Source organism: Glycocaulis sp., assembly GCF_050485565.1.
Lineage (GTDB): Bacteria > Pseudomonadota > Alphaproteobacteria > Caulobacterales > Maricaulaceae > Glycocaulis.
Genome location: NZ_JBJHBQ010000003.1, coordinates 167203 through 190411, shown reverse-complemented (window position 1 = coordinate 190411; position 23209 = coordinate 167203). Strand labels below are relative to the sequence as shown.

Genomic DNA, 23209 nt, shown 5'->3' with positions numbered 1-23209 from the left:
GCTTACAACAGTCAGAAGGCGCTGTGTCCGGTGATCGCACGGCCCAGTATGAGGGCATGCACATCGTGCGCGCCTTCATAGGTATTGACGGTTTCGAGATTCATCACATGGCGCATGACGTGCATTTCGCCGGTAATCCCGGCGCCGCCATGCATGTCGCGCGCCTCGCGGGCGATGGCGAGCGCCTTGCCGCAATTATTGCGCTTCATCATGGAAATGGTTTCGGGCACCCAGGCGCCTCCATCGAGCTGCCGACCCAGCGCTAGCGCGCCTTCAAGGCCCAGATAGATCTCGGTCTGCATGTCAGCGAGCTTTTTTTGGACGAGCTGACGCGAGGAGAGAGCGCGGCCAAAGAGCATGCGCTCGCCGGTATAGTCACGTGCCGCCTGGAAGCAGAATTCTGCCGCGCCCATCGCGCCCCATGCAATGCCGTAGCGCGCCTTGTTGAGGCAGGAGAACGGCCCACGCAGCCCCTTCACACCGGGAAGGATATTGGCCTCCGGCACGAAGACATCATCCAGCCCGATATCGCCGGTGATGGATGCGCGCAAGGACAGCTTGTCGGTGATCTTGTTGGCGGTGAAGCCGGCAAAGTCGCGCTCCACGATGAAGCCGCGGATCGTGTCGTCCAGCTTCGCCCAGACGATGGCGAGATCGGATACAGGGCTGTTGGTGATCCAGTATTTCGAGCCGTTCAGCCGGTAGCCGCCTTCCACCGCCACGGCTTTCGTCTTCATAGAGGCAGGATCAGACCCGCCATCGGCTTCGGTCAGGCCAAAGCAGCCCACCAGCTCCCCGGTGGCCATTTTCGGCAGGAATTTCATCTTCTGCTCATCGGAGCCGAACGCATAAATCGGGTACATGGCGAGCGATGACTGCACGCTCATGGCCGAGCGATAGCCTGAATCCACCGCCTCGATCTCACGCGCGATCAGTCCATAGGCGACATGGCTGGCTTCAGCGCCGCCATAGGCTTCGGGCAGCATCGCGCCGAGAAAGCCCATCTCACCCATTTCATGCATGATGGCGCGGTCGAAACTGCCCGTCTCGAAGGCCTCGACCACACGCGGCAGCAAAGCCTCGTGGGCATAACCGCGCGCGGCATCGCGCACCATGCGCTCCTCGTCGGTCAGGCGCTCGTCCATGCCGAGCGGATCGTCCCAACGGAATGTGCGCGGTGAGGAATTGGTGCCATCAGCCATATCAGAAGACCTTTTAAAGCAGGGTGGGGGCTTGCGCCGTGGCGGGCGCTGCGATTTAAATGATATAAGACTATATCTTTTGAGCGGGCAAGCATCATGCTGCACGCTGGCAGATCCACGAGGCGCTCCATGGCGCAGGGCATGACCCTGGTTGAAAAGATCATTGCGCGCGCAGCGGGCCGCAGCTCGGTGCGCGCGGGCGAAATCGTGACCGTGGATATCGACCTGGCTTTTGCCCATGACAGCTCCGGCCCGCGCCGCTGGGCGCCGATGCTCGAAGAGCTCGGTGTGGGCCTGTGGAACCCTGACCGGGTCGCCATCGTGTCAGATCACTATGTCCCGGCCGTCGATGCGGAAAGTGCGTCGATCCTGAAATTCACCCGCGATTTTGCCGCCGCGCACGGCGTGAAGAACTTTTTCGACATGGTGGGCATCTGCCATGTGGTGCTGCCCGAGCACGGCCTGATACGCCCCGGCGCGGTCATTGCGGGCGGAGACAGCCATACCCCCATGGCCGGTGCCTTTGGCACGTATGCAGCAGGCTACGGCGCCACCGACATGGCCGCCATCGTCGCCACCGGGCGCACCTGGCTCTCGGTGCCCAAAACAATACGGGTCGAGTGGCGCGGCGCGTTCACCGATGGCGTCGCTGCCAAGGACGTCATGCTCTTCCTGTGCAAGCAGCTGGGGCTCGATAATGCGTTCAAGGCGGTGGAATACGCCGGGCCAACGGTCGAGGCGATGGGCATGGCCGAGCGCATGGTCCTTTGCAACATGGCCGCCGAGCTGGGCTGCGAAACCGGCGTCGTCGCGCCCGATGGCGTGACCTTCGACTACCTGCGCGAAATTGGCGCTCCGGTCGAGGATGAGGTCGAGGCGCGCGCCCTCGCCTCCGACGCTGATGCCCGCTATGCGGCGCGCCACACATTCGATGCAAACGCGCTGGAGCCGCAGATCGCCGCGCCGCACAGCCCGGACCGGACCCTGCCGGTCTCCGGCCATCAGGGCGTAAAGATCGATCAAGCCTATATCGGCGCATGCGTGGGCGCGAAGATCGAGGATCTGCGCATGGCCGCGCGCGTCCTCAAAGGACGTAAAGTGGCCCCCGGCACGCGCCTGCTGATCGCGCCCGCCTCTGCACGCACCACCAACGAAGCCAGCGCTGACGGCACGCTGCACACGCTGACGCAAGCCGGGGCCATCCTGCTGCCGTCGGGGTGCGGCGCGTGTGCGGGCATGGGCGCGGGCCTGCTGGCGGAGGGTGAGACCTGCATCTCGTCCACGAACCGCAACTTCAAGGGCCGCATGGGCGCGAAATCCGCCAATGTCTATCTGGGATCGCCCTACTCGGTTGCCGCAGCGGCGGTCGCCGGTCACATCACCGATCCGCGCCCCATGCTGGAAGGGGTGGCACCATGAGCGGCAGAGCCTTCGTATTCGGCGACAATATCGACACCGACGTCATGGCGCCGGGCTATCTGATGAAGCTGCCGCCAGAGGAGCTGGCCAGCCATTGCCTCAGCGCCATTGATCCGGATTTCGCCCGCACAGTCCAGCCGGGAGATTTCGTTGTCGGCGGGCAAAGCTTCGGCATTGGCTCATCGCGTGAGCAGGCCGCGGTATCGCTGAAACTGCTAGGCGTGAAAGCGGTGATCGCCCGCTCATTCGCGCGGATATTCTGGCGTAATGCCATCAATCTGGGCCTTGTCTGCATCACGCTGGACGAGGCGCGCCATATCGCGGCGGGCGACCGTCTGTCGCTCGATCTGCAGGTCGGCACCCTGTTCAACCACACGCAGGACACGCGCTACAGCTTTGCGCCCTTGCCCGGTCACCTGACCGGCATGATCGCCGATGGCGGGCTGATACCTCATCTCAAAAAACGCCTCGCGGCGAAGGGAGAGCATGCATGAGCCTTACCCTGAAACACAGGCTGGCGAGCGGCCCTGCCCTTCTGGCACCCGGCGTCTATGACGCGCTGTCGGCCTTGCTGGCAGAACAGGCCGGGTTCGAGGCTGTCTATCTGTCCGGTGCGTCGGTCGCCTATACCCAGCTTGGACGGCCCGATATCGGCCTTGTCAGCCTGGATCATCTGGCCGATGTGACCCGGCGCATCACCGAGCGCGTGAACCTGCCCCTGATCGTCGATGCCGATACGGGCTTTGGCAATGCGCTCAACGTCCAGCGCACGGTAAGAATGCTGGAGCGCGCAGGCGCTACGGCGATCCAGCTGGAAGACCAGACTTTCCCCAAGCGCTGCGGTCATCTGCGCGGCAAGGGCGTTATTCCGGCCACCGAGATGGCGGGCAAAATCCGCGCAGCCATTGATGCGCGCCGCTCCCCGCAGACCCTCATCATCGCGCGAACCGATGCCATAGCCGTTGAAGGCTTTGACGCTGCGATGGAGCGCGCCGAAGCCTTCCTCGAAGCGGGGGCGGACGTGCTCTTCATCGAAGCCCCGCGCGATCTGGACCAGATGCGTCAGGCCGCGAAGCGCTTTGCCGGGCGCGCACCGCTGCTGGCCAATATGGTGGAAGGCGGGGATACGCCGCTCAGCAGCGTCGAGGCACTGTCAGAGCTCGGCTACCGTCTGGTGATATCGCCCGGCGCACTGGTACGCGCGCTGATCCCGGCAGCGGAAGCTTTCTTCGCCACGCTAAAAGCGGATGGTTCGACAGGCGCAGTGCGCGGTCAGATGACGGACCTTGCCGGGGTAAATGCCCGTATCGGGCTGGACGACATGCTGGCCACGGGCCAGCGTTACGAAGCTTAACCGGAAGGCCATCAGACATGACGACCGCCGATCCCAATCTTTACGACTACTGGCCCTACCGGGACCGCCCGAAAATCGAATGGCCAGGCGGCAAGAAGCTCGCCTTCTGGATCGCGCCCAATATCGAGTTCTACGAGTTCAACCCGCCGGCGAACCCCAAGCGTCCCGGCTGGCCGCGCCCGGCGCCGGACGTGGTGGGCTATTCCCAGCGCGACTGGGGCAACAGGGTCGGTCACTGGCGGCTGATGGAGCTGATGGACAAGTACGCCCTTCGCGGCTCTGTCTCGCTGAACGTAGCCCTGTGTCAGCACCACCCGGAGATCATTGAAGCCTGCGCCGCGCGAGACTGGGAGTTTTTCAGCCACGGCATCTACAACACGCGCTATTCCTACGAGATGGACGAGGCGCAGGAGCGCGCCGTCATCGAGGATTCCATCCGCACCGTGCAGGAGGCTACCGGCCAGCGTATTCGAGGCTATCTCGCCCCTGCCCTGACTCATACGCCGCGCACGATGGACCTGATCGCGGAGTATGATTTCTGGTACACGTGCGACCTCTTCCAGGACGATCAGCCCCAGCCGCTGAAGACACGCTCGGGCAAGCTTGTCTCCATGCCCTACTCGCTGGAGGTCAATGACGTCATCACCTATGGCGCGCTGGCGATGACGCCCACACGCTACGCCGATGTGCTCAAACGCCATTTCGACCAGCTTCTGGCCGAAGGCACGCAGAGCGGCACGGTGATGTGCATTCCGCTGCACGCCTATCTGGTCGCCCAGGCCCATCGTATCGGCCCGTTCGAGGACGCGCTTGCCCACATAACCGCGCACAAGGACGAGGTATGGTTTGCCACCGCCGCCGAGATCGCCGGGCATTTCCGGGAAAACTACTGGGAGCAGAGCCTCGCCGACATTGAGGCGAAGGGCTGCAAACGCGCCGGAACGGGGTTTGATGATGCCGCTGCCTGAGGACTATCTCAAATACGAGCACCGCCGCCACGGCATGGACCAGAGCTATTATGACTGGCGTCCGTCTGGCGAGCGTACACCCGTCACCTGGCCGGGCGGCAAGGCGCTGGCTGCCTTGATCGTGGTGCCGGTCGAGTGGCACCGGCTCAACCCGCAAGGCAAGCCATTCCGCCATCCCGGCGCGATGATGACGCCCTGGCCGGACCTGCGCCACTACACGACCCGCGACTATGGCAACCGGGTGGGGATTTTCCGCCTTCTGGACGCGCTGGCCGCAACGGGCCTGCACGCCACTGTCCCGGTCAATGCCGCGCTGCTGGAGCGCGCCAAACCGCTCATCAAGGCCATCAAGGACGGCGGGCACGAAATCGCCGCTTACGGTCTGGAAGCCGACCGCATCCACTGGAGCGGGCTGGAGCCGGGAGAGGAAGAGCGCTGGATCGGCGAGACACGCGAGGCGTTCGCCCGTTCCGCCCTCTCGCCGCGCGTCTGGATGAGCCCGGCCCGGCAGCAATCCTTCGCCACGCTGAAACTGATCGCGGAGCACGGCTTCGATGTCTGCCTCGACTGGGAGCAGGACAGCGTGCCGGTGGCGATGCGCACGCCCTCTGGCGAGGTCAGCGCCGTGCCGCTCTACAACGAGCTCGATGACCGCACCCTGCTCATCGACCGCCGCCAGAGTGAGGATGAGTGGGCCGACCAGATACTTGAAGCCGCCCGCCTGATGATTTCAGAAGCGCCCCGCGCCGGAGGTCAGGTCCTCTCCTTCTCGCTCACTCCCTATGTCAGCGGGCAGCCCTTCCGCATGCATGCGGTGCGGCGTGTACTGGAAGCGCTGGCAGGCAATGATGATGTGTGGAGCGCTACAGCCAGCCAGATCGCCGGCGCGGCGCGCTAGCGCGCTGCCAGCCAGTCCATAACCTCCTGCGCCGATACGACATCGGCATATTTGAGCTGGAGGTCGGTGAGGTTGGCGTAGTGGTAGCTCTCATGCTTGTCGGCCACACACTCCTCCGCAACGATGGTGCGGTAGCCATGGCTGAGGCTGTCCACAGCTGTCGCCCGCACGCAGCCTGATGTGGAGCCGCCCGTTACCAGCACCGTATCAACCTTGTGCCAGACCAGATAGCTCGCCAGCGGCGTCTCGAAGAAGGCCGACGGCATGCGCTTGGTGAAGATGAGATCGCGTGCCTCGTCGATCTCGCAGCGCGGATCGAATTTATGGCGCTCGCTGTCATAGCGGATGTTCTGCAGGCTGTCGGGTGTATCGGTGCGCGTACCCCAGACGCCGGCATCGCCCGCATCCGGCTTGTAGGCCACGTGGCTCCAGATCACCGGCATATCCTTCTGCCTCGCCAGGACACTGATCCGGTTCGTAAAACCGATCTGGTCAGGATGGGTGACATAGGCCGTCTTTGGAAACAGGTCGGGCCGGGTATAAGCCTGCTGGAAATCGACATTCACCACGGCCAACTTCTCACCAAAGCCGAAGCGCGCCCGCGCAGGATTGGCCTTCACCGCCTCGAAAAGCTCGCGCGCCGTCTTGTCCTCGCGGACCATTGTCGGCTGGAATACGAGATCGGCCATCTGTCACATCCTCTCAAATCGGGCTGGCTCAAATGTTATAAATCTAGACCATTTAAGCAAGCTGCCAGCGCTGTAGCCCTGCTCGCCCGCTGCCAGCTTGCACGAACGGCTTGCTGATGGAGGGCAACGCGGGACAGTATCAAAGAAAAAAGGGTGACGCGCCTTGTGGCTGCCTGCCCTGATGCCGGAGGATGACGACTTGCCAAAATCCCAAAAGGCCGAAGCCGCGTCAGAGGTTGGCCGCCGCCGTCTTGGTTCGTCGCAGACAACCAGCCTGCCGGTCTATCACCAGCTCTACACGATACTGCGCCAGCAGATTCAGGACGGCCTGTTCGGCCACGACCAGCCCTTGCCACCGGAGATGTCGCTGAGCAAGACCTATGACGTCTCGCGGGTGACGGTGCGGCGCGCGCTGGAAATGCTGGAGCGCGAAGCCCTGATCGTGCGCCGCCATGGTGTCGGCACTTTCGCGTGCCCGCCCGGCGGTGAGAGCGGCAGCGAGCGTCTGGCCGGTCTTGTCGAAAACCTCATTACGCTGGGCCTCGACACTACCGCAAAACTGATCGCATTTGACGCCGCAGCGCCGGTTCCAGCCGTCGCCGCCGCTGCGCTGAATCTGAAGCCCGGCTCCCCTGCGCTGCGCATCGAACGTCTGCGCTATTACAAGTCCAAGCCGTTGTCGCTGACGACCCTTTTTCTTCCGGCCGCCTTCGCGTCTCGCATTTCCGAGAAAGAAATGGATGACCGGCCGGTCATGCGCATTCTGGAAGCAACCGGCATCAAGGCCATGCGCGCCGAGCAGACGATCAGCGCCGTGGCCGCCGATGACCGTGCGGCAAACCGTCTCTCGGTCGGGGTCGGCGCCCCTCTGATCCGCCTGCGCCGGACCGTGTTTGACGAGGCCGGGCAACCCTTCGAGCACCAGCAGGGCCTCTATAATCCTGACCAGTACGAGTATCACATGCTGCTGACGCGCGATAACAGCTCCAGCCGGCCGCAATGGCGCCATATCGGATAGGCCGATGCCACGTGTACTGATCACTGGTGCCAGCCGGGGTGTCGGCCTTGCGTTGGCTGGCGTCTTCGCTGAACAGGGCTGGGATGTTGTAGCAACCTGCCGTGAAGGGCCGGACAATGCTGCCTTGGCCGCGCTCTCGGACACCTTCGCAGACCGTGTTCGTATCGAGACGCTGGATGTCAGCGACGCGGCTTCACTGGACGCGCTTACGGCATCACTCGACGGCCTGCCCATCGATATTCTGGTGAATAATGCAGGCATCACCCATCGAGACACGCAGCTGGGTTCGCTCGACTATGACGCCTGGCGCGCCGTGCTGAACGTGAACCTGCTGGCACCGGTACGCGTCACGGAAGCATTGCTGGAGAACGTTCTGGCGAGCGATCAGAAAAAGATCGTCGCCATTTCCAGCAGCCTCGGATCGATATCGCGGACCAGCAGCGGCAATTATTTCTACCGCACCAGCAAGGCCGCGTTGAACATGGCCATGCGTTCACTGGCGCATGATCTCAAAGATCGGGGCGTGACAATCGCCCTGCTCAGCCCCGGCTATGTCGACACGGATTTCACACGCGGCGTGGGTGGCCAGAAGGTCTCGGTCCGCGAAAGCGCACATGGCCTGTTCGCCGCGATGACAGCCATGACCATCGCCGATTCAGGCCGCTTCTTCCGCTATACGGGCGAGGATCTGGACTGGTAGCTCAGCCCAGTCCCAGCTTGCGCAGCGGCACATCACCAACAGGGATCGTCACCGTTTTCTCGTCGGTGAAGAAATCGCGCGAGGCCGCCGCGCCATCCCGGCCAATGCCGGAATCCTTGATACCGCCGAACGGCGCACGCAGCTCGCGCATCAGCGGCGTGTTTACCCACATCAGGCCGGTGCGCACATTGCGGCTGATCCACAGCGCCGTATCGAGGTTCTGCGTCCAGGCATAACCCACCAGACCGAACTGGGATTCATTTGCCATCGCGGCCGCCTGCTCGCGCCCGGAAAACTTGAGGAAGGCCGCGAACGGGCCGAAGATTTCCTCCTGACAGACACGGCTGGCATTGTCGGCGGCCAGCACGGCTGTCGGTTCCATGAAATAGCCATCGCCCTCAATGGTCTTGCCGCCGGTGAGCAGCTGTGCCCCCTGTTTCTGGGCGATATCGACATAGGACAGTATGTGGCCGCGATGGCGCGCCGAGGCGATCGGGCCAAGCTCGGTATCATCGGCCATCGGATCGCCGATTTTCAGCTTGCGCGCACGCGCTACAAACGCCTCGACGAAATCATCGAAAATCGGCTCTTCCACCAGTATGCGGGAGCCTGCGAGGCATTGCTGGCCATTATTGGAGAAAATACCCAGCAGCGCGCCATCGAGTGCCCGCTCCAGATCGGCATCGGCGAAGATGATATTGGCCGACTTGCCGCCCAGCTCCACCGAGGCGGGCTTCAGCCGCTTGCCAGCCGCCTGCATGATGGTGCGCCCCGTGGCCGTGCCGCCAGTGAACGCAACCCGGTCGATACCGGGATGATCCACCAGCGCCACGCCCGTCACGCCCCCGCGTCCATTGACCAGATTGACCACACCGGCGGGCACTCCGGCCTGATGAATGATCTCTACAAGCCGGGCCAGCGATAGCGGCGTCTGTTCTGACGGTTTGAGCACACACGTATTGCCGAAAGCGATAGCGGCCGCGATCTTCATCGAGGCCAGTGCCAGCGGTGCGTTCCACGGCGCGATCAGCGCCGCGACACCGGCCGGTTCACGCGTGACGAAGGTCAGATAATCCCGGTTCTGGGTCCAGACCTCTCCCGGCTGCTGGCTGATGACTTCGGAGAAGAATTTGAAATTGTACGCTGCGCGGCGGATATGGCGCTGGCGCACCTCGCGCATGACGATGCCGGTATTCAGGCACTCCAGATATGCAAGCTCCTCGTCATGGGCCAGAATCGCATCGTGGATGGCCTGCAGGACGGCCTGACGCTCCTCGATGGCCAGGCGCGGCCAGGGACCGGTGTCAAACGCTGCGCGGGCAGAGCGGACAGCCAAGTCCACTTCGCGCTCGTCGCTCTCGTGCAGCTGGGAGACAATCTGTCCGGTGCCGGGATAGTAGACCGGAATAACATGGGCTTTGCCGCCGGGCACAAAGCCGCCATCAATAAAACCTGTCACCAGTGTCGGGGTAGCAGCAGGCTTGTGTTTGGCACCGGAGGCGGAATGAGTCATGGACAATATCCTCAGAAGCTGGGTCACGAGCCGGTCACCATGGGACTGGCTGATGTCTGGCTAAAAATACGACATGAGGCGATCTGACAAGTCAACGAACCTGCTGCATCACCTTTCATCCTATGGCTTTATCTATCATTCGGAACTTAGGGCAGTCTGTAGGGGTTGCCGAACCGCTCGCGCAAACGTATCAAGAAGCATACAAGTTGGGTAGAGGACTTCATGCAAAAGCTTGATACGCAGGTCATTATCGTCGGTGCAGGTCCGGTCGGTCTGGCTGCGGCGCTGCGCCTGAACGCGTTTGGTATATCGTGTGTGGTGCTGGAAGCCGAACCCTCATTGCCGGAAGATTTGCGGGCATCGACATTCCACCCGCCAACGCTGGACATGCTCGATGAGTATGGAATCGCCAAGCCCCTGATCGACCAGGGGCTGATTTGTCCCTCCTGGCAGATCCGCCAGCACGAAACACATGACCGCGCCGTGTTCGACCTTTCGCTCCTCGAAGGTGAAACGCGCCACCCCTTCCGTCTACAATGCGAACAGTTCCGCCTGTGCCATATCCTGGCAGATGCGCTCACCGGCGCGCCCTTTGCCGAGATCATCATGGGCGCGCGCGTGGAGACGGTCACACAGACCGATGACGCGGTGCAGGTGCACGCCATCAAGGACGGTGAACAGCTCGCCATCACGGGGCGCTTCCTCATCGGTGCCGACGGCGCACGCAGCACGGTGCGCGAACAGGTCGGCCTGACGCTGGAAGGGCTGACCTACCCGGAAACCACCATTCTGGCGATCACCGACTTTGCGTTCGAGGAGCACCTGCCGGGCCTCTCCAACGTGAACTATGTCTGGCGCAATGGCGGCACTTTCTCGCTTCTGCAGCTAAAGGAATTCTGGCGCTGCTCGCTTTACCCGTCCGAAGGCGAATCCATTGAAGATGCGCTCAAGCCCGAAAGCATCCAGCGCAAGCTGAACGCCATCGTGCCGCGAAACGAGCCCTACAATGTCTTCGAGATACGCCCCTACCGCGTGCATATGCGCATTGTCTCAGACTATCGCAGGGGCCGCGTGGTGCTGGCAGGCGATGCGGCGCACGTAAACAGCCCAAGCGGCGGTATGGGCATGAATGGCGGCATTCATGATGTCTTCAACCTGACCGGCAAGCTCAAGGAGGTTCTGGCAGGCGCACCGGTCGAGCTGCTAGATCTCTACACCCGTCAGCGCCGCCCGGTGGCCGAGGAGGAAATCCTCCAGCAGGCTGACCGCAACCGGCGCCGCATGCAGGAGCGCGACCCTGAAAAGCGCCGCGTGATCCTCGACGGGCTGAAAGCCGTCACCGCCGACCCGGTAAAGGCCAAGGCCTATATCATGCGCTCATCGATGATAGAGGGGCTGCGCCGGGCCGGGACGATCACCTGACCTGCTGCTATTCCGGCGGCAGCGCGTCCAGCTCTTCCTGAAGCACGTAGAATACCCGTGCATTGAACGCTTCATGGCGCTCACGCCGGGCTGCCAGCTGCTCAGCGGTGGGCTGATAGGCGTCTATCGCGCCGGGTTCGAGTATCGACTTGCCCGCCAGCGTGGCCTCAAGGCTGTGAACACGGTCAGACAGCACCGCGACCTCTGCCGCCAGCGCCGTGATGATCGCCGTCAGGCGGTCATTGGCCGCATCTTCAAAGAATACCGGGCGGGGAGCTTTGGGGGTCGAGGACATGGGATATTCCTGTTTGCGTGAAAGACGGATGAGCTAGAGGTCGGCCATGAGGGCCGGAAAGCGGTCATGCAGGCGCTGGCGCCAGGATGCGCTGGCTGCCAGCCAGTCCAGCGGTGAGGAAGACTGTCCCAGCGCGGCATTGGCTGCCCAAGCCGAGCACAGATTCGACGACAGCATGGGAATATCTGCCTCCAGTGAAGCAATAGCGAGCGCTGGCAGGCTCGGCGCGCCTGTCCCCAGCGCCAGCACGACATCGCCCTCCATCCGCGCGGCCATTCGCAGCGTACCAAGGATTGCGTGCGTATTGCGCGAATAGATGGGATGGCCAGATGCCGCAGGCGGCACAGCGAGCACTTTGCGTACGTCCAGACCCTGTGCAGTCCACCATTTTACCGCAGCGGCGGTAAGGCTGTCCGGATAGGGGCTGACCAGAACCAGCCTGCGCGCACCCAGCGCTGTCACCGCGTCATGGACGGCATTGGCAGCAGCGATGAGCGGGACAGCCTTGCCTGCATGATCCAGGAAGCGCCCGGGTGCCTCGCCCGGCCGGGCCAGATAGCTGGAGCCGGTACAGGCAAAAATCACCGCATCAAGCGGGGCCTTGCCAAAGGGCGTCATCCACTGGGTCAAGTTGTCGCCATAGCCTTCCAGACGCGTATGCATATCGCCGTCCGCGATGTGCATACGCGTTGAAAGCAGATTGGTGTCCGGCCCCAGCAGAACCGATAGTTCAGGCTCTGCCGTAGGGTTCTCTGCCGGCGTCATCAGTGCAATCACGCCGGACCGCCCCAGATCGGGGCGCGGCTGCGAGAGGGCTGGAGATGCGTGTCTGTCTGTCACAATCTCGATCCGTCAGCTGAAAACATCTGGCACCTTGATCTCATAGGATGTATTCATTTAAATACATGTTGTCCATATCGCGTGCCAGCTAGCAAAGCGAGACCGCCCGATGATTATCGACCGCACTGCCACCCATGACCTTCTCGCCCGTCCCAACCATGACGAGGCGGCCCGCACCCAGTACGTCGTGCAGCTCAAACGCCGCCTGACACAGCTTCAGCCGGGCAATGAGAAAGTGTTCAGGGCGCGGGCGGCCAAGCGGCACAAGGCTGCCACCGGCCAGGAGCCGCAGAGTCAGGCTGAGATCGGCGAGGCGATGGCGGTCGATCCCTATTACCAGCTCTGGAGCGCGCTCAGCTGCAGCGCTCAGGAGCTGATGTGGAACAGTGTCGAGGAAACCATCACGCGCGACCTGCCGCGCATGCAGGAAGCCGCCTCGCGCTTCAGCAATGCTCCGGCTGGCGGCACGCTGTCGCTGGCCCGTGATTTTGACGCGCCCGATGATGCCTTTGCGGCCCATATTCACGGCCAGCCGGGCGGCTATATGCGCGACGCGGGCGGCAACGACATCATCGCTGGCGCGCTGTATGAAAGCGGCGGCAACGCGTTTTCTGCCGGCACCGGGATCGGCACGAAAGACAGCAAGTCAGCGGCCATCATAGACTTCCTTGAAGAGCGCTATGGCACGATGCGGCCCTTGCGCATTCTCGACCTTGCCTGCTCGGCGGGCGGGGCGTCTGTGGGTTATGCGGCGCGCTTCCCGGACGCGGAGGTTCACGCGGTGGACGTCGCTCCGGCCATGCTGCGCTACGCCCATTTGCGCGCCGAGGCCATGGGCCTGACAGTGCATTTCCACCAGATGGATGCTGCGCGGATGGACTTCGAGGACGAGAGCTTCGATCTCGTCATCTCCCACAACATGATGCACGAGGTTTCGCGCCCCATGCTCGGCAAGATTTTCGCCGAGGCCCGCCGCGTTCTCAAGCCGGGCGGGGTGGTCGTTCACCAGGACGTGCCGGTGAAGGGCGCCGACTTCTCCGAGTTCGAGAAATTCATGTTCGCCTGGCAGACCAAAAACAATAACGAGCCGTTCTGGGATGACTTCCTGAACGCCGACGTACCCGGCGTCATGCGCGAAATCGGGTTTGCCGACGACGAAGTGGTGGAGACCACGGTGAAAATGCGCGACGGACCGCGCTCCTGGTATCTCGTTCTGGGCGAAAAGCCGGATGCCAGCGGGCAACGCGGCACCGCCCTTACGTCCTGACACCGCCGCCATCCCCTGCCCCCGGCGCGGGCGGGGAACCGGCTGACGGACTGCCCGCACCACGCCGGCAGCTGTCTGCGCTGGCCATCGCGGTTGCGATAGCCATGTGCGTGCTGGACGCCAGCATCGCCAATATCGCACTGCCCGCCCTCGTCAGCGCATTTGACGCGCCGCCATCACGCATGATCTGGGCGGTCAACGCCTATCAGCTGACCATATTGGCGCTCCTGCTTCCCATGGCCGCGCTCGGTGAAAGCATCGGGTTCCGGCGCGTATACGGGGCAGGACTGGCCATCTTCGTTGCGGGCACCGGGGCATGCGCACTGGCACCCGATGCCAGCTTCCTGATCGCCGCGCGGGTTTTTCAGGGCATCGGCGCAGCCGCCATCATGAGCATTAATGGCGCTCTGGTGCGCCACACCTATCCGGTCGCCATGCTGGGGCGCGGGGTCGGGCTAAACGCGCTGGTAGTCGCGGCATCAGCCGCTGCCGGGCCAGCGGTCGCTGCAGGCATATTGTCGGTGGCGGACTGGCGCTGGCTGTTTGCCTTCAACGTGCCGATCGGCCTAGGCGCGCTGGCCCTCGCTGTCTGGGCCCTGCCCGGCGCAACGGCCAGCAGGGCGCGTTTCGACTGGGCGGGCGCAGCGCTCAATGCGGCAGCCTTCGTGTTGCTGTTTCTGGGTGTCGACAAGGGGCTGCACGGCCACCCCGCAGGCTGGATCATCGCCGTTTCAGGGCTGGCCCTGCTGGCCGCGCTGGTCTGGCGCGCGCGCGGCCAGCCTGCCCCGCTCGTGCCGATGGATCTGTTGCGCATCCGGTCTATGGCCCTTGCTGCCAGCGCGGCGGTAACGGCCTTCATGGCCCAGGCATTGGCGATGATCGCCCTGCCCTTCCTCATGCACGTAGTGTTCGGCCGCTCGCTGGTGGAAACCGGGCTGATGATGGTGGCCTGGCCGGTAGCAACCGGCATGGCCGCCAGCTTTAGCGGATCGCTTACCGGGCGCGTGCCGGCCGGACTGTTCGGCGGCGTGGGCATGACCGTGTTTGCGGCGGCCCTTGCAGCATGGGCTTTCATGCCCGCCTCGGCTCCGCCTGCCCTGCTGGTCGCTGCTTTGGCAGGCTGCGGTATCGGGTTTGGCCTGTTCCAGAGCCCCAATGCCCGCGACATACTGATGGCTGCGCCGCGCGGGCGCAGCGGCGGTGCCAGCGGCCTGCTGGCCTCCGGGCGTCTCGCCGGTCAGACGGCCGGCGCTGTAGTGATGGGCGGCATGTTCCACCTTGCAGGCGGCGACGCGCCCCGGCTGGCACTGGGCCTTGCGGCAGTCTTCGCCCTGCTGGCCGCCGCAATCAGCCTGGCAAAGCTTGGCGGCGCGCCTCAGCGGCGCTGAAGCGTGATCTCTTCGTATACCGGCACACGGTGACGTATCTGCACGCCCTCCACATGCGGGCCGTAGGCGAACAGGTCGCGGTGCTCCACCAGGAAGACGGACGGCGCAGCCTCCCGGTAGGCGCGCGCCAGTGCGTGATACGCCTCAAGCCGGGCATCTTCGTCGTGAAGCACGCGCGCGGCCTGAAACTCTGCCGTGATTGCCTCGTCGCAGAAATACGGCACGAAACGCCCGCAGGAAAAATCATTCATCGCGCGGGTGATGTCATTGTACTGAAAGCTGTTCCAGGACAGAGCAAAAGCATCGCCGCGCCAGTTATTGGTCAGCAGCCGGTTGAGATATTCCGGCAGGGTAACAATGCGCAGCCGGGTGTTCACACCCACCTGACGCCAGTACTCCGCCACCGCCTGTGTCATCAGATCATCGCCCGGCGCCGCATCGGTCAGCACTTCCATCGTCAGCTCAAACCCGTCCGGCCACCCCGCCTCTGCCAGCAGGGCGCGTGCGCGCTGCGGATCATAAGGGTATGGCTCAATCGAAGGGTCGTGGCCGAACACGCCGCTTGGCGCTGGCTGGCCGGAGGGGACCGCACCGCCCGGCAGAAGCGCAGAGATTGCATCCTTGTCGACGGCGTAGTTGAGCGCCTGACGCACCCGCACATCGCGAATGGGCGAGTTTTCGCCGCTGCCCTCGACGCGGAAGGTATAGGCCTTCACCTGCATGGACGGCGTGGAGAGGATGGGAAATCCGCCACGCTCCAGCCTGTCCATTTCCTCCAGATCGATCAGGGCCAGATCAACATCGCCGGAGAGAAGCGCCTGGGTGCGGCCAGCCGAGCTCGGCAGTTCCAGAAAGACGAGCCGGTCCAGAGAGGATGCGCGCCAGCTATCGGAATTGCGCTCCAGCGTCAGATGGCGGCGGCGCTGATCCCAGCGGGTCATGATGAACGCGCCCGTGCCCACCGGCGCGCGGCTGTAGGCGTCCAGCCCCATCTCCTGCAGGGCGCGTGGCTCCACCATGTTCACCGTCACCAGACGGCGCGGCAGGACGGGATCGGGGCGCGCGGTCTCGAACTCCACGGTCAGCGCATCAATCGCGCGCACCGCCACGATATCGCGCATTTCGATGCCGATCAGATTGCGCCGCCCCTCCGGTGTCGCCAGCCACTCGAACACTTCCACAACGGCTTCGGCGTCGAACGCCCGCCCGTTGGAGTAACGCACACCGTCGCGCAGGGTGAAGCGCCACACGCTGGGTGACACCAGTTCCCAATCTACCGCCAGGGCGGGTTCGGGATCACCATCAAAATCAAGCCGGGTCAGCCCGTCAAAAATCGCATGCCAGAGCAGCGAGCCGGGACGGCCATTGCCGCGATAGGGATTGCCAAGACTGGCCGGGAGAGACGCCACCCCGACGCGCAATACCTGTTCGTCACCGGCGCTGCTGCCTGTATCCGAGCAGGCGGCCAGCGCCAGGCAGGTGACGGCACAGAGAGTCAGCAGCCATCTCATCGCGCATCTCCCATCAGTGCGCCGCCCCGGATGATGTCCATCACGCCTTTCAGCGCCTCCTCCGATACCGCTTCCCCGTTCTCCAGCGCCTCGGCAAGGCGCGGATCGGACAGCGCGGCGCGCGGATTGAGGGCCGCCGCGAGCAAAAGCCGCGTATAGGCCGATTTCGGATTGTAGAGGACCTCACTGACCGGCCCCTGCTCGACCACATGGCCCTTCTCGATGACGCATACATCGTCGGCCATGCGCCGCACGCTGCGCATGTCGTGTGAGACAAACAGCATGGCAAGGTTCAGGTCACGGCGCAGGTCCGACAACAGGCGCGAGACATGGTCCTGCGTCGTGAAATCCAGCGCCGAGAGCGCTTCATCCGCAATCAGCAGGCGCGGCTCCATTGCCAGCGCGCGGGCAATCGCCACACGCTGCTTCTGCCCGCCCGACAATTCGCGCGGCCGGCGGCGGGCAAGGTCAGTGGAAAGCTGGGTCATCTCCATCAGCTCGGCCACACGGACAGCACGGCGCGCCGCATCGCCATAGCCAGTGACCAGCAGGGGCTCCTCGATAATGGCATGGACGCGGTGCAGCGGGTTGAGGCTGGCGCCGGGGTCCTGAAAAACCATCTGGATGACGCGCCGCATCTCTGGCGGGCGTTTGCGCAAGGGTGGCAGGGCCTGTCCATCCAGCAGCATCTCGCCCGAAGCAGGCGCCACCAGCCCGGCCACCGCGCGGACAAGCGAGGATTTGCCTGAGCCGGACTCACCCACCACCGCCATGACCTGTCCCGGTTCAAGGTCGAACGAGCAGCCATGCAGGGCCCGGAAACGGCTCGCACCCTTTCCGTAATCGATCACCAGATCACGTATCTGAAGCAAGGGGCTGCTCATCGGAAACGCGCGCCTCCCGGTGCATGCGAGAGCAGCTCGCGCGTGAACGGATGAGTGGGCGAGGAGAGCAGCTGATCTGTCGGTCCCTCCTCCACGATCACGCCTGCATTCATCACAGCCAGCCGGTCACAGATGGCCGATGCCGCGCCAATATCGTGGGTGATGAACAGGCAGGCCGCGCTTGAAGCCTGATGGCGCAGCAGGGCCAGTATCTGCAGCTGGATCGTGGGATCGAGCGCGGTCGTCGGCTCATCGGCGATAATCAGCGCCGGCTGGTTGACCAGCGCCAGCCCGATCATGGCGCGCTGACGCTGGCCGCCCGACAGCATATGGGGATAGGCGTCCACTGACGCATTGCGGCCCGGAAGCCGCATCGTGGCCAGCGTCTCGATGGCCAGTTCGCGCGCCTGACTGGCGGGCAGTCCCTGATGCCGGCAGATGGACTCCACCAGTATCGAACCCACGGTACGCAGCGGGTTGAACGAGGATAGCGGGTCCTGAAACACCATGCCGATGCGCCCGCCGCGGACCTTGCGCATCTGCGCTTCGGACAGAAGGTCGATCCGCTCGCCTTCAAGGCTGATCTCGCCGGACTGAGTGAGCGTTTCGGGCAGCAGCCGGGCAAGTGAGAAGGCCGAAATCGTCTTGCCGGAGCCGGACGCGCCGACCATGCCCAATATCTCGCCCCGGCCGATGGTCAGGGACAGACCGGGCACGAGCACATTGTCACCTGCACTGATGCGCAGGCCGTTGACGCCGAGCGAGGGCGGCGCAGATGCGGTAAGCTGGCTCATCGGTTCGCATTCCTGAGATGCTGGCCCAGAGCATGCGCACAGACGATAATCGCCACCATCGCCAGAGCCGGAGAGAGCGTCAGCCAGGGCGCTGACAGCATGTAGCCCCGGCTTTCAGACAGCATTGCGCCCCATGTCGCCGCCCCCAGCGGCGCGCCAATCCCCAGGAAGGACAGCGCGCTCTCGGCCACGATCATGTCGGCGAAGTGAAACACGACCAGCACCGACAGGCTGGGTATCAGGCCGGGCAGGACATGGCGCACGAAGAGGCGGATGGCAGGCATCCCCGTCATTTCCGCCGCCAGAACATGCTCGCGCTCGAACAGGCTGCGCGCCTCGGCATACACCACGCGGGAAAATACCGGCCATGTCACCAGCCCCAGCGTCAGCACTATAGAGAAGAAGCCGGCATCGCCCATGACCGCGATCACGGTGACTGCCAGCACGAAGGGCGGAAAGGCTTGTGTAAACGTCGTCAGCAGGCGCATCACGCCACCCAGCGCCGACTGCCCGCGGGCGGCCACCAGCCCGAACGTCGTACCGATGACAAAGGCGATGAAGGTGGCGCTGAGCGCGGTAGCGACCGACCAGCGCAAGCCGGTAAGCAGCCGGGCGAGTACATCGCGCCCCAGCTCGTCCGTCCCCAGCAAATGCCCGCCCGTCAGCGGCGGAGCCAGACGCAAATCCAGATTCATCGCCCGGTGGTCATGGCCGGACAGCGCATCGCCAAATACCATGATGACGAGGCAGACCAGCCCCGCAAACGCCATAAGAATGCCCAATACGGGAACACGCTTCAGAGCGCTCATCACCCCGCCCCCCTGGCATTACCAATGCGCGGATCCAGCGTGGCCTGTAGCTGTTCTGCCAGCGCGTTGGTGGCGAACACGCCAAGCACCATCAGGAACACGACGGCCTGAACCACCGGAAAGTCGAGGCTGAGCGTGGACTGGACCAGCAGCCACCCAATGCCCGGCCATGCGAAGATGGTCTCAATCACCACCAGCCCGGTCAGCATGAAGGCAAACTCCGCCCCCACCAGCGCAATGGCGCCCAGAAGCGCGTTCGGCGCGACATGCCGCCACAGAATCACATTGTCTGGCGCGCCGCTCGCCTTGGCTGTGCGCACATAGTTGGAGGTCAGCGCGGCATAGGTATTGGCCTCGACCACCCGGATCAGCTTGGGTGCCAGGAAGGACACGACCGACAGGGTGGGCAGTATCCAGGTTGCCGGCCCGCCAAAGCCGACCGTCGGCAGCCATTCCAGCGCGACGGCGAAAATATTGATCATCAACAAGGCGATCACGAAGCCGGGAAAGCCCTGTATCACGGTGATGAGCCCCCTCACGCCACGCCGCGCTACGCCCTTGCGGGCCTGCCCAAGCCAGAGCCCGGTCGGCAGGGAGATCATCAGATTCACGGAGAGCGCCATGAAGGCGAGAAACAGGGTGGCAGGAAAAGAGATCAGCGCCTTTTCCAGCGCCGGTGTGCCATCAGCCAGCGACACCCCGAAATCCAGCGTCAGCAGCTTGCCGGCGTAGATGAAATACTGGATCAGGATCGGCTCATCGAAGCCATATTCGGCGCGGATGGCCTCCACCTGCGCAGGCGATGCCCCCTCGCCCGCCAGCACGATGGCCGGATCGCCCGTCAGACGCAGCAGGAAGAACAGCACGGTCATCGTCGCGAACAGGACGAAGGCCAGATCACGCAGTCCTTTAAGGGCAGACACGGGGTTGAACTCTTCCTTACGGGGCTACGCAACAACAGACGGGTGCCGGGAGCATTCGGGCGCTCCCGGCTGCCGGCCGGAAGCGCCCTCAATGCGAACGCGAGACGTATCTCGATGCTAACCTATCAGAACGACATCTCGTAAGTGATGCCGAACTGACGTCCACGCGGCAGCGTGCCGAGGAAGCCCCGGCGGTTTGAATCGCCGAAGTCGACATAGCGGGTCACACCCAGCGGATCGATATTGTCGAACAGATTGCGTCCGAACAGGATCACGCGGTGCTGGTTAAGCTCCCAGCCCAGCTGGGCGTTGGCAACGTCACGCGGATCGACCCATGCCAGATTGCTGACCTGAGCGAACTTGCGGCCACGATAGGCGTAGGTCGCATCGAAGAAGCCGCGCGAGTCGTTGAACATCGGCCACCAGACATGCGTGCCGACCGAGAACTGGGTACGCGGTGCGTTCGGCGCCGTGTTGCCGGTAATGTCACCATTGCCCGTCAGCGTGTTGTGGTCAGGATCGAACGCATCCGTGTACTCCGATTCCGCGTAGGAATACGTGCCACGCAGGCGCCAGTTATCCGTCACCTGGAACTCGCCTTCCAGCTCGAAGCCGCGCACTTCCAGCTCACCGACATTGCGGATGAACGGAGCTGTACCGCCAACCGCCACAACCGTGCTCTGGGTCAGCTGCTGGTTGGTCCAGTCAATGTAAAACGCTGCCGCATTGAGGCGGACACGCTGGTCAAACAGATCGCTCTTGATACCGATCTCATAGTTCCAGGCGCTTTCCTCACCATAGGACAGTTGATCGGGTGCCAGGCGCACATCGGCGTTAAAGCCACCAGGCTTGTTGCCGCGAGCCGCCGATGCGTAGAGCATCGTGAAATCAGTAGCCTGGTAGGCCAGCGTGAAGCGCGGATTGGTGCTGCGATAGGTAGCGCTGAGGTCAAAGTTCGCGGCGCTGCCCTGAAGCGTCAGCTCTTCCTCGGCGATACGCACTTCCGCCGTACCCGTCAGCCGGTCGGTGAAGTCAAACCGGGCAAGGGCGAAGGCGGCATAGTTGGTCACGCCCACCACGCCATTATCCTGCAGCGCATCCGTCGCGAAACGGTAACGCCCGTTCCAGGTATCGCCATTGTAGTAGTAGAGACCTGCAAGCCAGCTGAAGCGCTGGTCAACGGGCGAGGCGATGCGGATTTCCTGCGAGAAGCTCTCGATATCGATCCGGTCATCGACATGCAGCGAACCGCCCAGCGCGGCAATCGGCAGGAAGTCGAGATCGGCTTTGCGGGACTCGTAGGAATTATTGTACCCGCTGATCGAGGTCAGCGTGAACCCGTTCTCGAAATCATACTCCGAAATCAGGCTGATGCGGGTGGTTTCGCGCGAGACACCGCCGCCACCGACCGCATCAAGATTGAGCGTGATATCTTCCGGGCCGACATTGATTGCGCCGCAATAATAGCGGCTGGCCGTGGTCAGGAAGCAGTTATTGTTGGACGCACGCTGAAGCACCATGACCTCGTGGCCGTCATCATTCTCCGCGTAGGTGGCCCGCAGGGTGAAGCTGAGATTGTCGTTTGGCGTAAAGCGCAGACCACCCGAAATGCCGCGCGTCTCTTCCTGGCCGATCGTACGGCCAAAGCTCGGATCGCCCACGGCGTTGTTCCGATACTCACCGCCATAGGTGTAGTAGTTGAGCGCGAGTTGACCGCTCAGCACACCATCGACAATCGGGCCGCTAATGCTGCCAAGGAAATTGTACTCGTCATGCTCGGCAGCGGTTACGCGCAGCTGGCCTTCAAAGACGTCAGACGGCTCGCGCGTCGTGTAGCTGATGGCACCGGAGAAGGTCTGACGGCCATAGAGCGCCGATTGCGGCCCCTTGATCACTTCAATCTGGTCGACAAAGGCAAGCTCGGTGGCAAACAGGCTGTCGGGGATGTACACGCCGTCAACGAACGACGCGGCATTGGGAACGCCAAGAACGTTTGACTGGCCGCGGATCACCGGACGGTCAAAGCGCCGCCCCTGATCCTGCTCCACATTAAGGCCCGGCGTGATCGAACTGAGATCCTGCGCGTTGCGGATGCCCCGGCGCTGAATCTCTGCCGCCGTATACGCCGAAACCGCGATCGGAACCTCCTGCAGGTTCTCCTCGGTCTTGCGGGCGGTAATGGTGATTACTTCCAGCTGCGGGCCGGACCGGGCAATCTGCTCACCCTGATCCTGTGCAATTGCCGGTGCCGCCATCGCCAGAGCGATGAAAGCGGTAGTCGTGAGTGCGGTCGTGCGCATGGAATTCCCCTTCTGCCAACTTGTATGGCTTATAATACCACGTAACGCTGCACCAAGCCCGCACGCTCTGTCAACGCTATCATTCCGATAAGCCCTGAAAAACGCCGCCTGCCTGTTGCACAAAGGGCGCGGCACTCCCCCCGGCACTGGGGAGCGGGAATTGGTATATTGTACGCAAAACCATACAGCTGCATCAAACCCTGGCCTTAGCCATCCTGTTTCCAGGCGGCATCGGACGAGGCGCGCTTTCTTCGGGATTTAAGATGGTACTGGAACCGGTCAGAGCGGTAATACGCCGTGATCTGTTGAACAGCCCGGCCCTCACCGTCGCGCATGATCCGCTCAATGCACAACAGCGGAGAGCCTGCGGGCACGTCCAGCAAGGACGCAACGGCTACAGGTGCGCTTGTCGCCGTTATCCACTGTTCCGCCTCACACACCTCCACCCCGGCCTTTTGCAGCAGCACAAGCATGGGTTCGGTTCCGAATGCTTCGGCCGGAATCTTCCGTGCGATGGCCTCCGGGAGGTGGGTGGTGAGGTGGGAAAAGGGTTCGTCCTGCAATTTGCGAAGCCGGACGATCCGCTTCACTGGCGCGCCGGCTGGCAGGCCCAGAGCCTCGGCCAAGGCTTCGCCGGCACTGGCTGAACTGTGCTCGACAAGCTCGATCTGGGTTTCCAGCCCCATCAACCGCAGGGACTCGATAAGATTATCGAACGAGCCCTTGACCATGGGCGAGAACCCCGGAGCGGAAACAACGGTCCCTCGCCCGCGATGGCGGCTCACCAGCCCGTCGGACGCCAGCTCGTTCAGTGCGCGCTTCACCGTTATGCGCGACACATTCATCAGGCGCGCCAGCTCCTGTTCACCCGGCACGACGTCACCGGATGCCAGAACGCCACGGCGTATCTGGTCACGCAGTATCAGGTAGACCTGATGATAAAGTGGCGTCGGCAGCCGCGCGTCGACCATGCCCGGTGTGAAGTCCATCGTCTGGATGCACCCTTTCAAGAATC

At 63.3% G+C, this 23209-nt stretch carries 22 protein-coding genes; 10 read left to right on the top strand and 12 right to left on the bottom strand.

The window, feature by feature from the left end; translation table 11 throughout:
* Nucleotides 1-11: 11 nt before the first annotated feature.
* Complete coding sequence (locus ACQ5ID_RS04765; RefSeq protein WP_429911320.1) at nucleotides 12-1202, bottom strand: acyl-CoA dehydrogenase; 1191 nt, start codon at nucleotides 1200-1202, stop codon at nucleotides 12-14.
* A gap of 141 nt (nucleotides 1203-1343) precedes the next feature.
* On the opposite strand from ACQ5ID_RS04765, the gene ACQ5ID_RS04760 reads away from it, so the two are divergent.
* Genes ACQ5ID_RS04760 through ACQ5ID_RS04740 form a run of 5 tightly spaced genes read left to right on the top strand, consistent with a single transcriptional unit; the run spans nucleotide 1344 to nucleotide 5841 of the window.
* On the top strand, nucleotides 1344-2621 hold the full coding sequence (locus ACQ5ID_RS04760; RefSeq protein WP_429911319.1) for a 3-isopropylmalate dehydratase large subunit: 1278 nt from the start codon (nucleotides 1344-1346) through the stop codon (nucleotides 2619-2621).
* A complete protein-coding gene (locus tag ACQ5ID_RS04755; protein WP_429911318.1) occupies nucleotides 2618-3115 on the top strand; it encodes a 3-isopropylmalate dehydratase in 498 nt (165 codons plus the stop codon). Before ACQ5ID_RS04760 ends, ACQ5ID_RS04755 begins: the two co-directional genes overlap by 4 nt.
* Nucleotides 3112-3975, top strand: coding sequence for an isocitrate lyase/PEP mutase family protein (locus ACQ5ID_RS04750; RefSeq protein WP_429911317.1), 864 nt, complete (start codon nucleotides 3112-3114; stop codon nucleotides 3973-3975). The genes ACQ5ID_RS04755 and ACQ5ID_RS04750 overlap by 4 nt, the downstream gene beginning before the upstream one ends.
* A gap of 17 nt (nucleotides 3976-3992) precedes the next feature.
* The gene (locus tag ACQ5ID_RS04745; RefSeq protein WP_429911316.1) at nucleotides 3993-4943 is read left to right on the top strand and encodes a polysaccharide deacetylase family protein; all 951 of its coding nucleotides are present in this window, start codon (nucleotides 3993-3995) and stop codon (nucleotides 4941-4943) included.
* Nucleotides 4927-5841 carry a polysaccharide deacetylase family protein gene (locus tag ACQ5ID_RS04740; protein ID WP_429911315.1) on the top strand — a complete coding sequence of 305 codons (915 nt, stop codon included), beginning with the start codon at nucleotides 4927-4929 and terminating at the stop codon, nucleotides 5839-5841. Before ACQ5ID_RS04745 ends, ACQ5ID_RS04740 begins: the two co-directional genes overlap by 17 nt.
* Here ACQ5ID_RS04740 and ACQ5ID_RS04735 read toward each other — a convergent pair.
* The gene (locus tag ACQ5ID_RS04735; protein ID WP_429911420.1) at nucleotides 5838-6503 is read right to left on the bottom strand and encodes an isochorismatase family protein; all 666 of its coding nucleotides are present in this window, start codon (nucleotides 6501-6503) and stop codon (nucleotides 5838-5840) included. The two genes, ACQ5ID_RS04740 and ACQ5ID_RS04735, sit on opposite strands and share 4 nt — an antisense overlap.
* Nucleotides 6504-6729: 226 nt before the next feature.
* Here ACQ5ID_RS04735 and ACQ5ID_RS04730 point away from each other — a divergent pair, with 226 nt between their 5' ends.
* Nucleotides 6730-7548: a GntR family transcriptional regulator gene (locus ACQ5ID_RS04730; RefSeq protein WP_429911314.1), complete on the top strand. Its 819-nt coding sequence runs from the start codon at nucleotides 6730-6732 to the stop codon at nucleotides 7546-7548.
* A 4-nt stretch (nucleotides 7549-7552) separates the two neighbouring features.
* The gene (locus ACQ5ID_RS04725) at nucleotides 7553-8248 is read left to right on the top strand and encodes an SDR family oxidoreductase (RefSeq protein WP_429911313.1); all 696 of its coding nucleotides are present in this window, start codon (nucleotides 7553-7555) and stop codon (nucleotides 8246-8248) included.
* A gap of 1 nt (nucleotide 8249) precedes the next feature.
* Here ACQ5ID_RS04725 and ACQ5ID_RS04720 read toward each other — a convergent pair whose 3' ends face one another.
* Entirely contained in the window at nucleotides 8250-9761 is a 1512-nt protein-coding gene (locus ACQ5ID_RS04720) for an aldehyde dehydrogenase (protein ID WP_429911312.1), read from the bottom strand.
* A gap of 222 nt (nucleotides 9762-9983) precedes the next feature.
* Between ACQ5ID_RS04720 and ACQ5ID_RS04715 the strand changes: the two genes are divergently transcribed.
* A complete protein-coding gene (locus tag ACQ5ID_RS04715) occupies nucleotides 9984-11183 on the top strand; it encodes an FAD-dependent oxidoreductase (protein ID WP_429911311.1) in 1200 nt (399 codons plus the stop codon).
* A 7-nt stretch (nucleotides 11184-11190) separates the two neighbouring features.
* Here ACQ5ID_RS04715 and ACQ5ID_RS04710 read toward each other — a convergent pair whose 3' ends face one another.
* Both ACQ5ID_RS04710 and ACQ5ID_RS04705 read right to left on the bottom strand, forming a co-directional pair.
* The gene (locus tag ACQ5ID_RS04710; protein ID WP_429911310.1) at nucleotides 11191-11478 is read right to left on the bottom strand and encodes a hypothetical protein; all 288 of its coding nucleotides are present in this window, start codon (nucleotides 11476-11478) and stop codon (nucleotides 11191-11193) included.
* A gap of 33 nt (nucleotides 11479-11511) precedes the next feature.
* Nucleotides 11512-12318, bottom strand: coding sequence for a hypothetical protein (locus ACQ5ID_RS04705; protein WP_429911309.1), 807 nt, complete (start codon nucleotides 12316-12318; stop codon nucleotides 11512-11514).
* Between the two features lie 109 nt (nucleotides 12319-12427).
* Between ACQ5ID_RS04705 and ACQ5ID_RS04700 the strand changes: the two genes are divergently transcribed.
* Entirely contained in the window at nucleotides 12428-13585 is a 1158-nt protein-coding gene (locus tag ACQ5ID_RS04700) for a class I SAM-dependent methyltransferase (RefSeq protein WP_429911308.1), read from the top strand.
* Entirely contained in the window at nucleotides 13519-14973 is a 1455-nt protein-coding gene (locus ACQ5ID_RS04695; RefSeq protein WP_429911419.1) for an MFS transporter, read from the top strand. The genes ACQ5ID_RS04700 and ACQ5ID_RS04695 overlap by 67 nt, the downstream gene beginning before the upstream one ends.
* Here ACQ5ID_RS04695 and ACQ5ID_RS04690 read toward each other — a convergent pair.
* The 7 genes from ACQ5ID_RS04690 to ACQ5ID_RS04660 all read right to left on the bottom strand — a co-directional run bounded on the left by ACQ5ID_RS04690 (nucleotide 14961) and on the right by ACQ5ID_RS04660 (nucleotide 23183).
* Nucleotides 14961-16484, bottom strand: a complete 1524-nt coding sequence (locus tag ACQ5ID_RS04690; RefSeq protein ID WP_429911307.1) for an ABC transporter substrate-binding protein — start codon at nucleotides 16482-16484, stop codon at nucleotides 14961-14963. The two genes, ACQ5ID_RS04695 and ACQ5ID_RS04690, sit on opposite strands and share 13 nt — an antisense overlap.
* The gene (locus ACQ5ID_RS04685) at nucleotides 16481-17368 is read right to left on the bottom strand and encodes an ABC transporter ATP-binding protein (RefSeq protein ID WP_429911306.1); all 888 of its coding nucleotides are present in this window, start codon (nucleotides 17366-17368) and stop codon (nucleotides 16481-16483) included. The genes ACQ5ID_RS04690 and ACQ5ID_RS04685 overlap by 4 nt, the downstream gene beginning before the upstream one ends.
* Nucleotides 17365-18162 carry an ABC transporter ATP-binding protein gene (locus tag ACQ5ID_RS04680; protein WP_429911305.1) on the bottom strand — a complete coding sequence of 266 codons (798 nt, stop codon included), beginning with the start codon at nucleotides 18160-18162 and terminating at the stop codon, nucleotides 17365-17367. The genes ACQ5ID_RS04685 and ACQ5ID_RS04680 overlap by 4 nt, the downstream gene beginning before the upstream one ends.
* On the bottom strand, nucleotides 18159-18971 hold the full coding sequence (locus tag ACQ5ID_RS04675; protein ID WP_429911304.1) for an ABC transporter permease: 813 nt from the start codon (nucleotides 18969-18971) through the stop codon (nucleotides 18159-18161). The genes ACQ5ID_RS04680 and ACQ5ID_RS04675 overlap by 4 nt, the downstream gene beginning before the upstream one ends.
* Nucleotides 18971-19894 (bottom strand): ABC transporter permease, encoded by a 924-nt coding sequence (locus tag ACQ5ID_RS04670; protein WP_429911303.1) that lies wholly within the window; start codon nucleotides 19892-19894, stop codon nucleotides 18971-18973. Before ACQ5ID_RS04670 ends, ACQ5ID_RS04675 begins: the two co-directional genes overlap by 1 nt.
* A 125-nt stretch (nucleotides 19895-20019) precedes the next feature.
* Nucleotides 20020-22194 (bottom strand): TonB-dependent receptor, encoded by a 2175-nt coding sequence (locus tag ACQ5ID_RS04665; RefSeq protein WP_429911302.1) that lies wholly within the window; start codon nucleotides 22192-22194, stop codon nucleotides 20020-20022.
* A 206-nt stretch (nucleotides 22195-22400) separates the two neighbouring features.
* Nucleotides 22401-23183 (bottom strand): GntR family transcriptional regulator, encoded by a 783-nt coding sequence (locus ACQ5ID_RS04660; RefSeq protein WP_429911301.1) that lies wholly within the window; start codon nucleotides 23181-23183, stop codon nucleotides 22401-22403.
* Nucleotides 23184-23209: the final 26 nt, after the last annotated feature.

Coding starts and splice junctions, on each gene's coding strand:
- ACQ5ID_RS04765 (WP_429911320.1), bottom strand. CDS start 1,202: ATGGCTGATGGCACCAATTCCTCACCGCGCACATTCCGTTGGGACGAT.
- ACQ5ID_RS04760 (WP_429911319.1), top strand. CDS start 1,344: ATGACCCTGGTTGAAAAGATCATTGCGCGCGCAGCGGGCCGCAGCTCG.
- ACQ5ID_RS04755 (WP_429911318.1), top strand. CDS start 2,618: ATGAGCGGCAGAGCCTTCGTATTCGGCGACAATATCGACACCGACGTC.
- ACQ5ID_RS04750 (WP_429911317.1), top strand. CDS start 3,112: ATGAGCCTTACCCTGAAACACAGGCTGGCGAGCGGCCCTGCCCTTCTG.
- ACQ5ID_RS04745 (WP_429911316.1), top strand. CDS start 3,993: ATGACGACCGCCGATCCCAATCTTTACGACTACTGGCCCTACCGGGAC.
- ACQ5ID_RS04740 (WP_429911315.1), top strand. CDS start 4,927: ATGATGCCGCTGCCTGAGGACTATCTCAAATACGAGCACCGCCGCCAC.
- ACQ5ID_RS04735 (WP_429911420.1), bottom strand. CDS start 6,503: ATGGTCCGCGAGGACAAGACGGCGCGCGAGCTTTTCGAGGCGGTGAAG.
- ACQ5ID_RS04725 (WP_429911313.1), top strand. CDS start 7,553: ATGCCACGTGTACTGATCACTGGTGCCAGCCGGGGTGTCGGCCTTGCG.
- ACQ5ID_RS04720 (WP_429911312.1), bottom strand. CDS start 9,761: ATGACTCATTCCGCCTCCGGTGCCAAACACAAGCCTGCTGCTACCCCG.
- ACQ5ID_RS04715 (WP_429911311.1), top strand. CDS start 9,984: ATGCAAAAGCTTGATACGCAGGTCATTATCGTCGGTGCAGGTCCGGTC.
- ACQ5ID_RS04710 (WP_429911310.1), bottom strand. CDS start 11,478: ATGTCCTCGACCCCCAAAGCTCCCCGCCCGGTATTCTTTGAAGATGCG.
- ACQ5ID_RS04700 (WP_429911308.1), top strand. CDS start 12,428: ATGATTATCGACCGCACTGCCACCCATGACCTTCTCGCCCGTCCCAAC.
- ACQ5ID_RS04690 (WP_429911307.1), bottom strand. CDS start 16,484: ATGAGATGGCTGCTGACTCTCTGTGCCGTCACCTGCCTGGCGCTGGCC.
- ACQ5ID_RS04685 (WP_429911306.1), bottom strand. CDS start 17,368: ATGAGCAGCCCCTTGCTTCAGATACGTGATCTGGTGATCGATTACGGA.
- ACQ5ID_RS04680 (WP_429911305.1), bottom strand. CDS start 18,162: ATGAGCCAGCTTACCGCATCTGCGCCGCCCTCGCTCGGCGTCAACGGC.
- ACQ5ID_RS04675 (WP_429911304.1), bottom strand. CDS start 18,971: ATGAGCGCTCTGAAGCGTGTTCCCGTATTGGGCATTCTTATGGCGTTT.
- ACQ5ID_RS04665 (WP_429911302.1), bottom strand. CDS start 22,194: ATGCGCACGACCGCACTCACGACTACCGCTTTCATCGCTCTGGCGATG.
- ACQ5ID_RS04660 (WP_429911301.1), bottom strand. CDS start 23,183: ATGGACTTCACACCGGGCATGGTCGACGCGCGGCTGCCGACGCCACTT.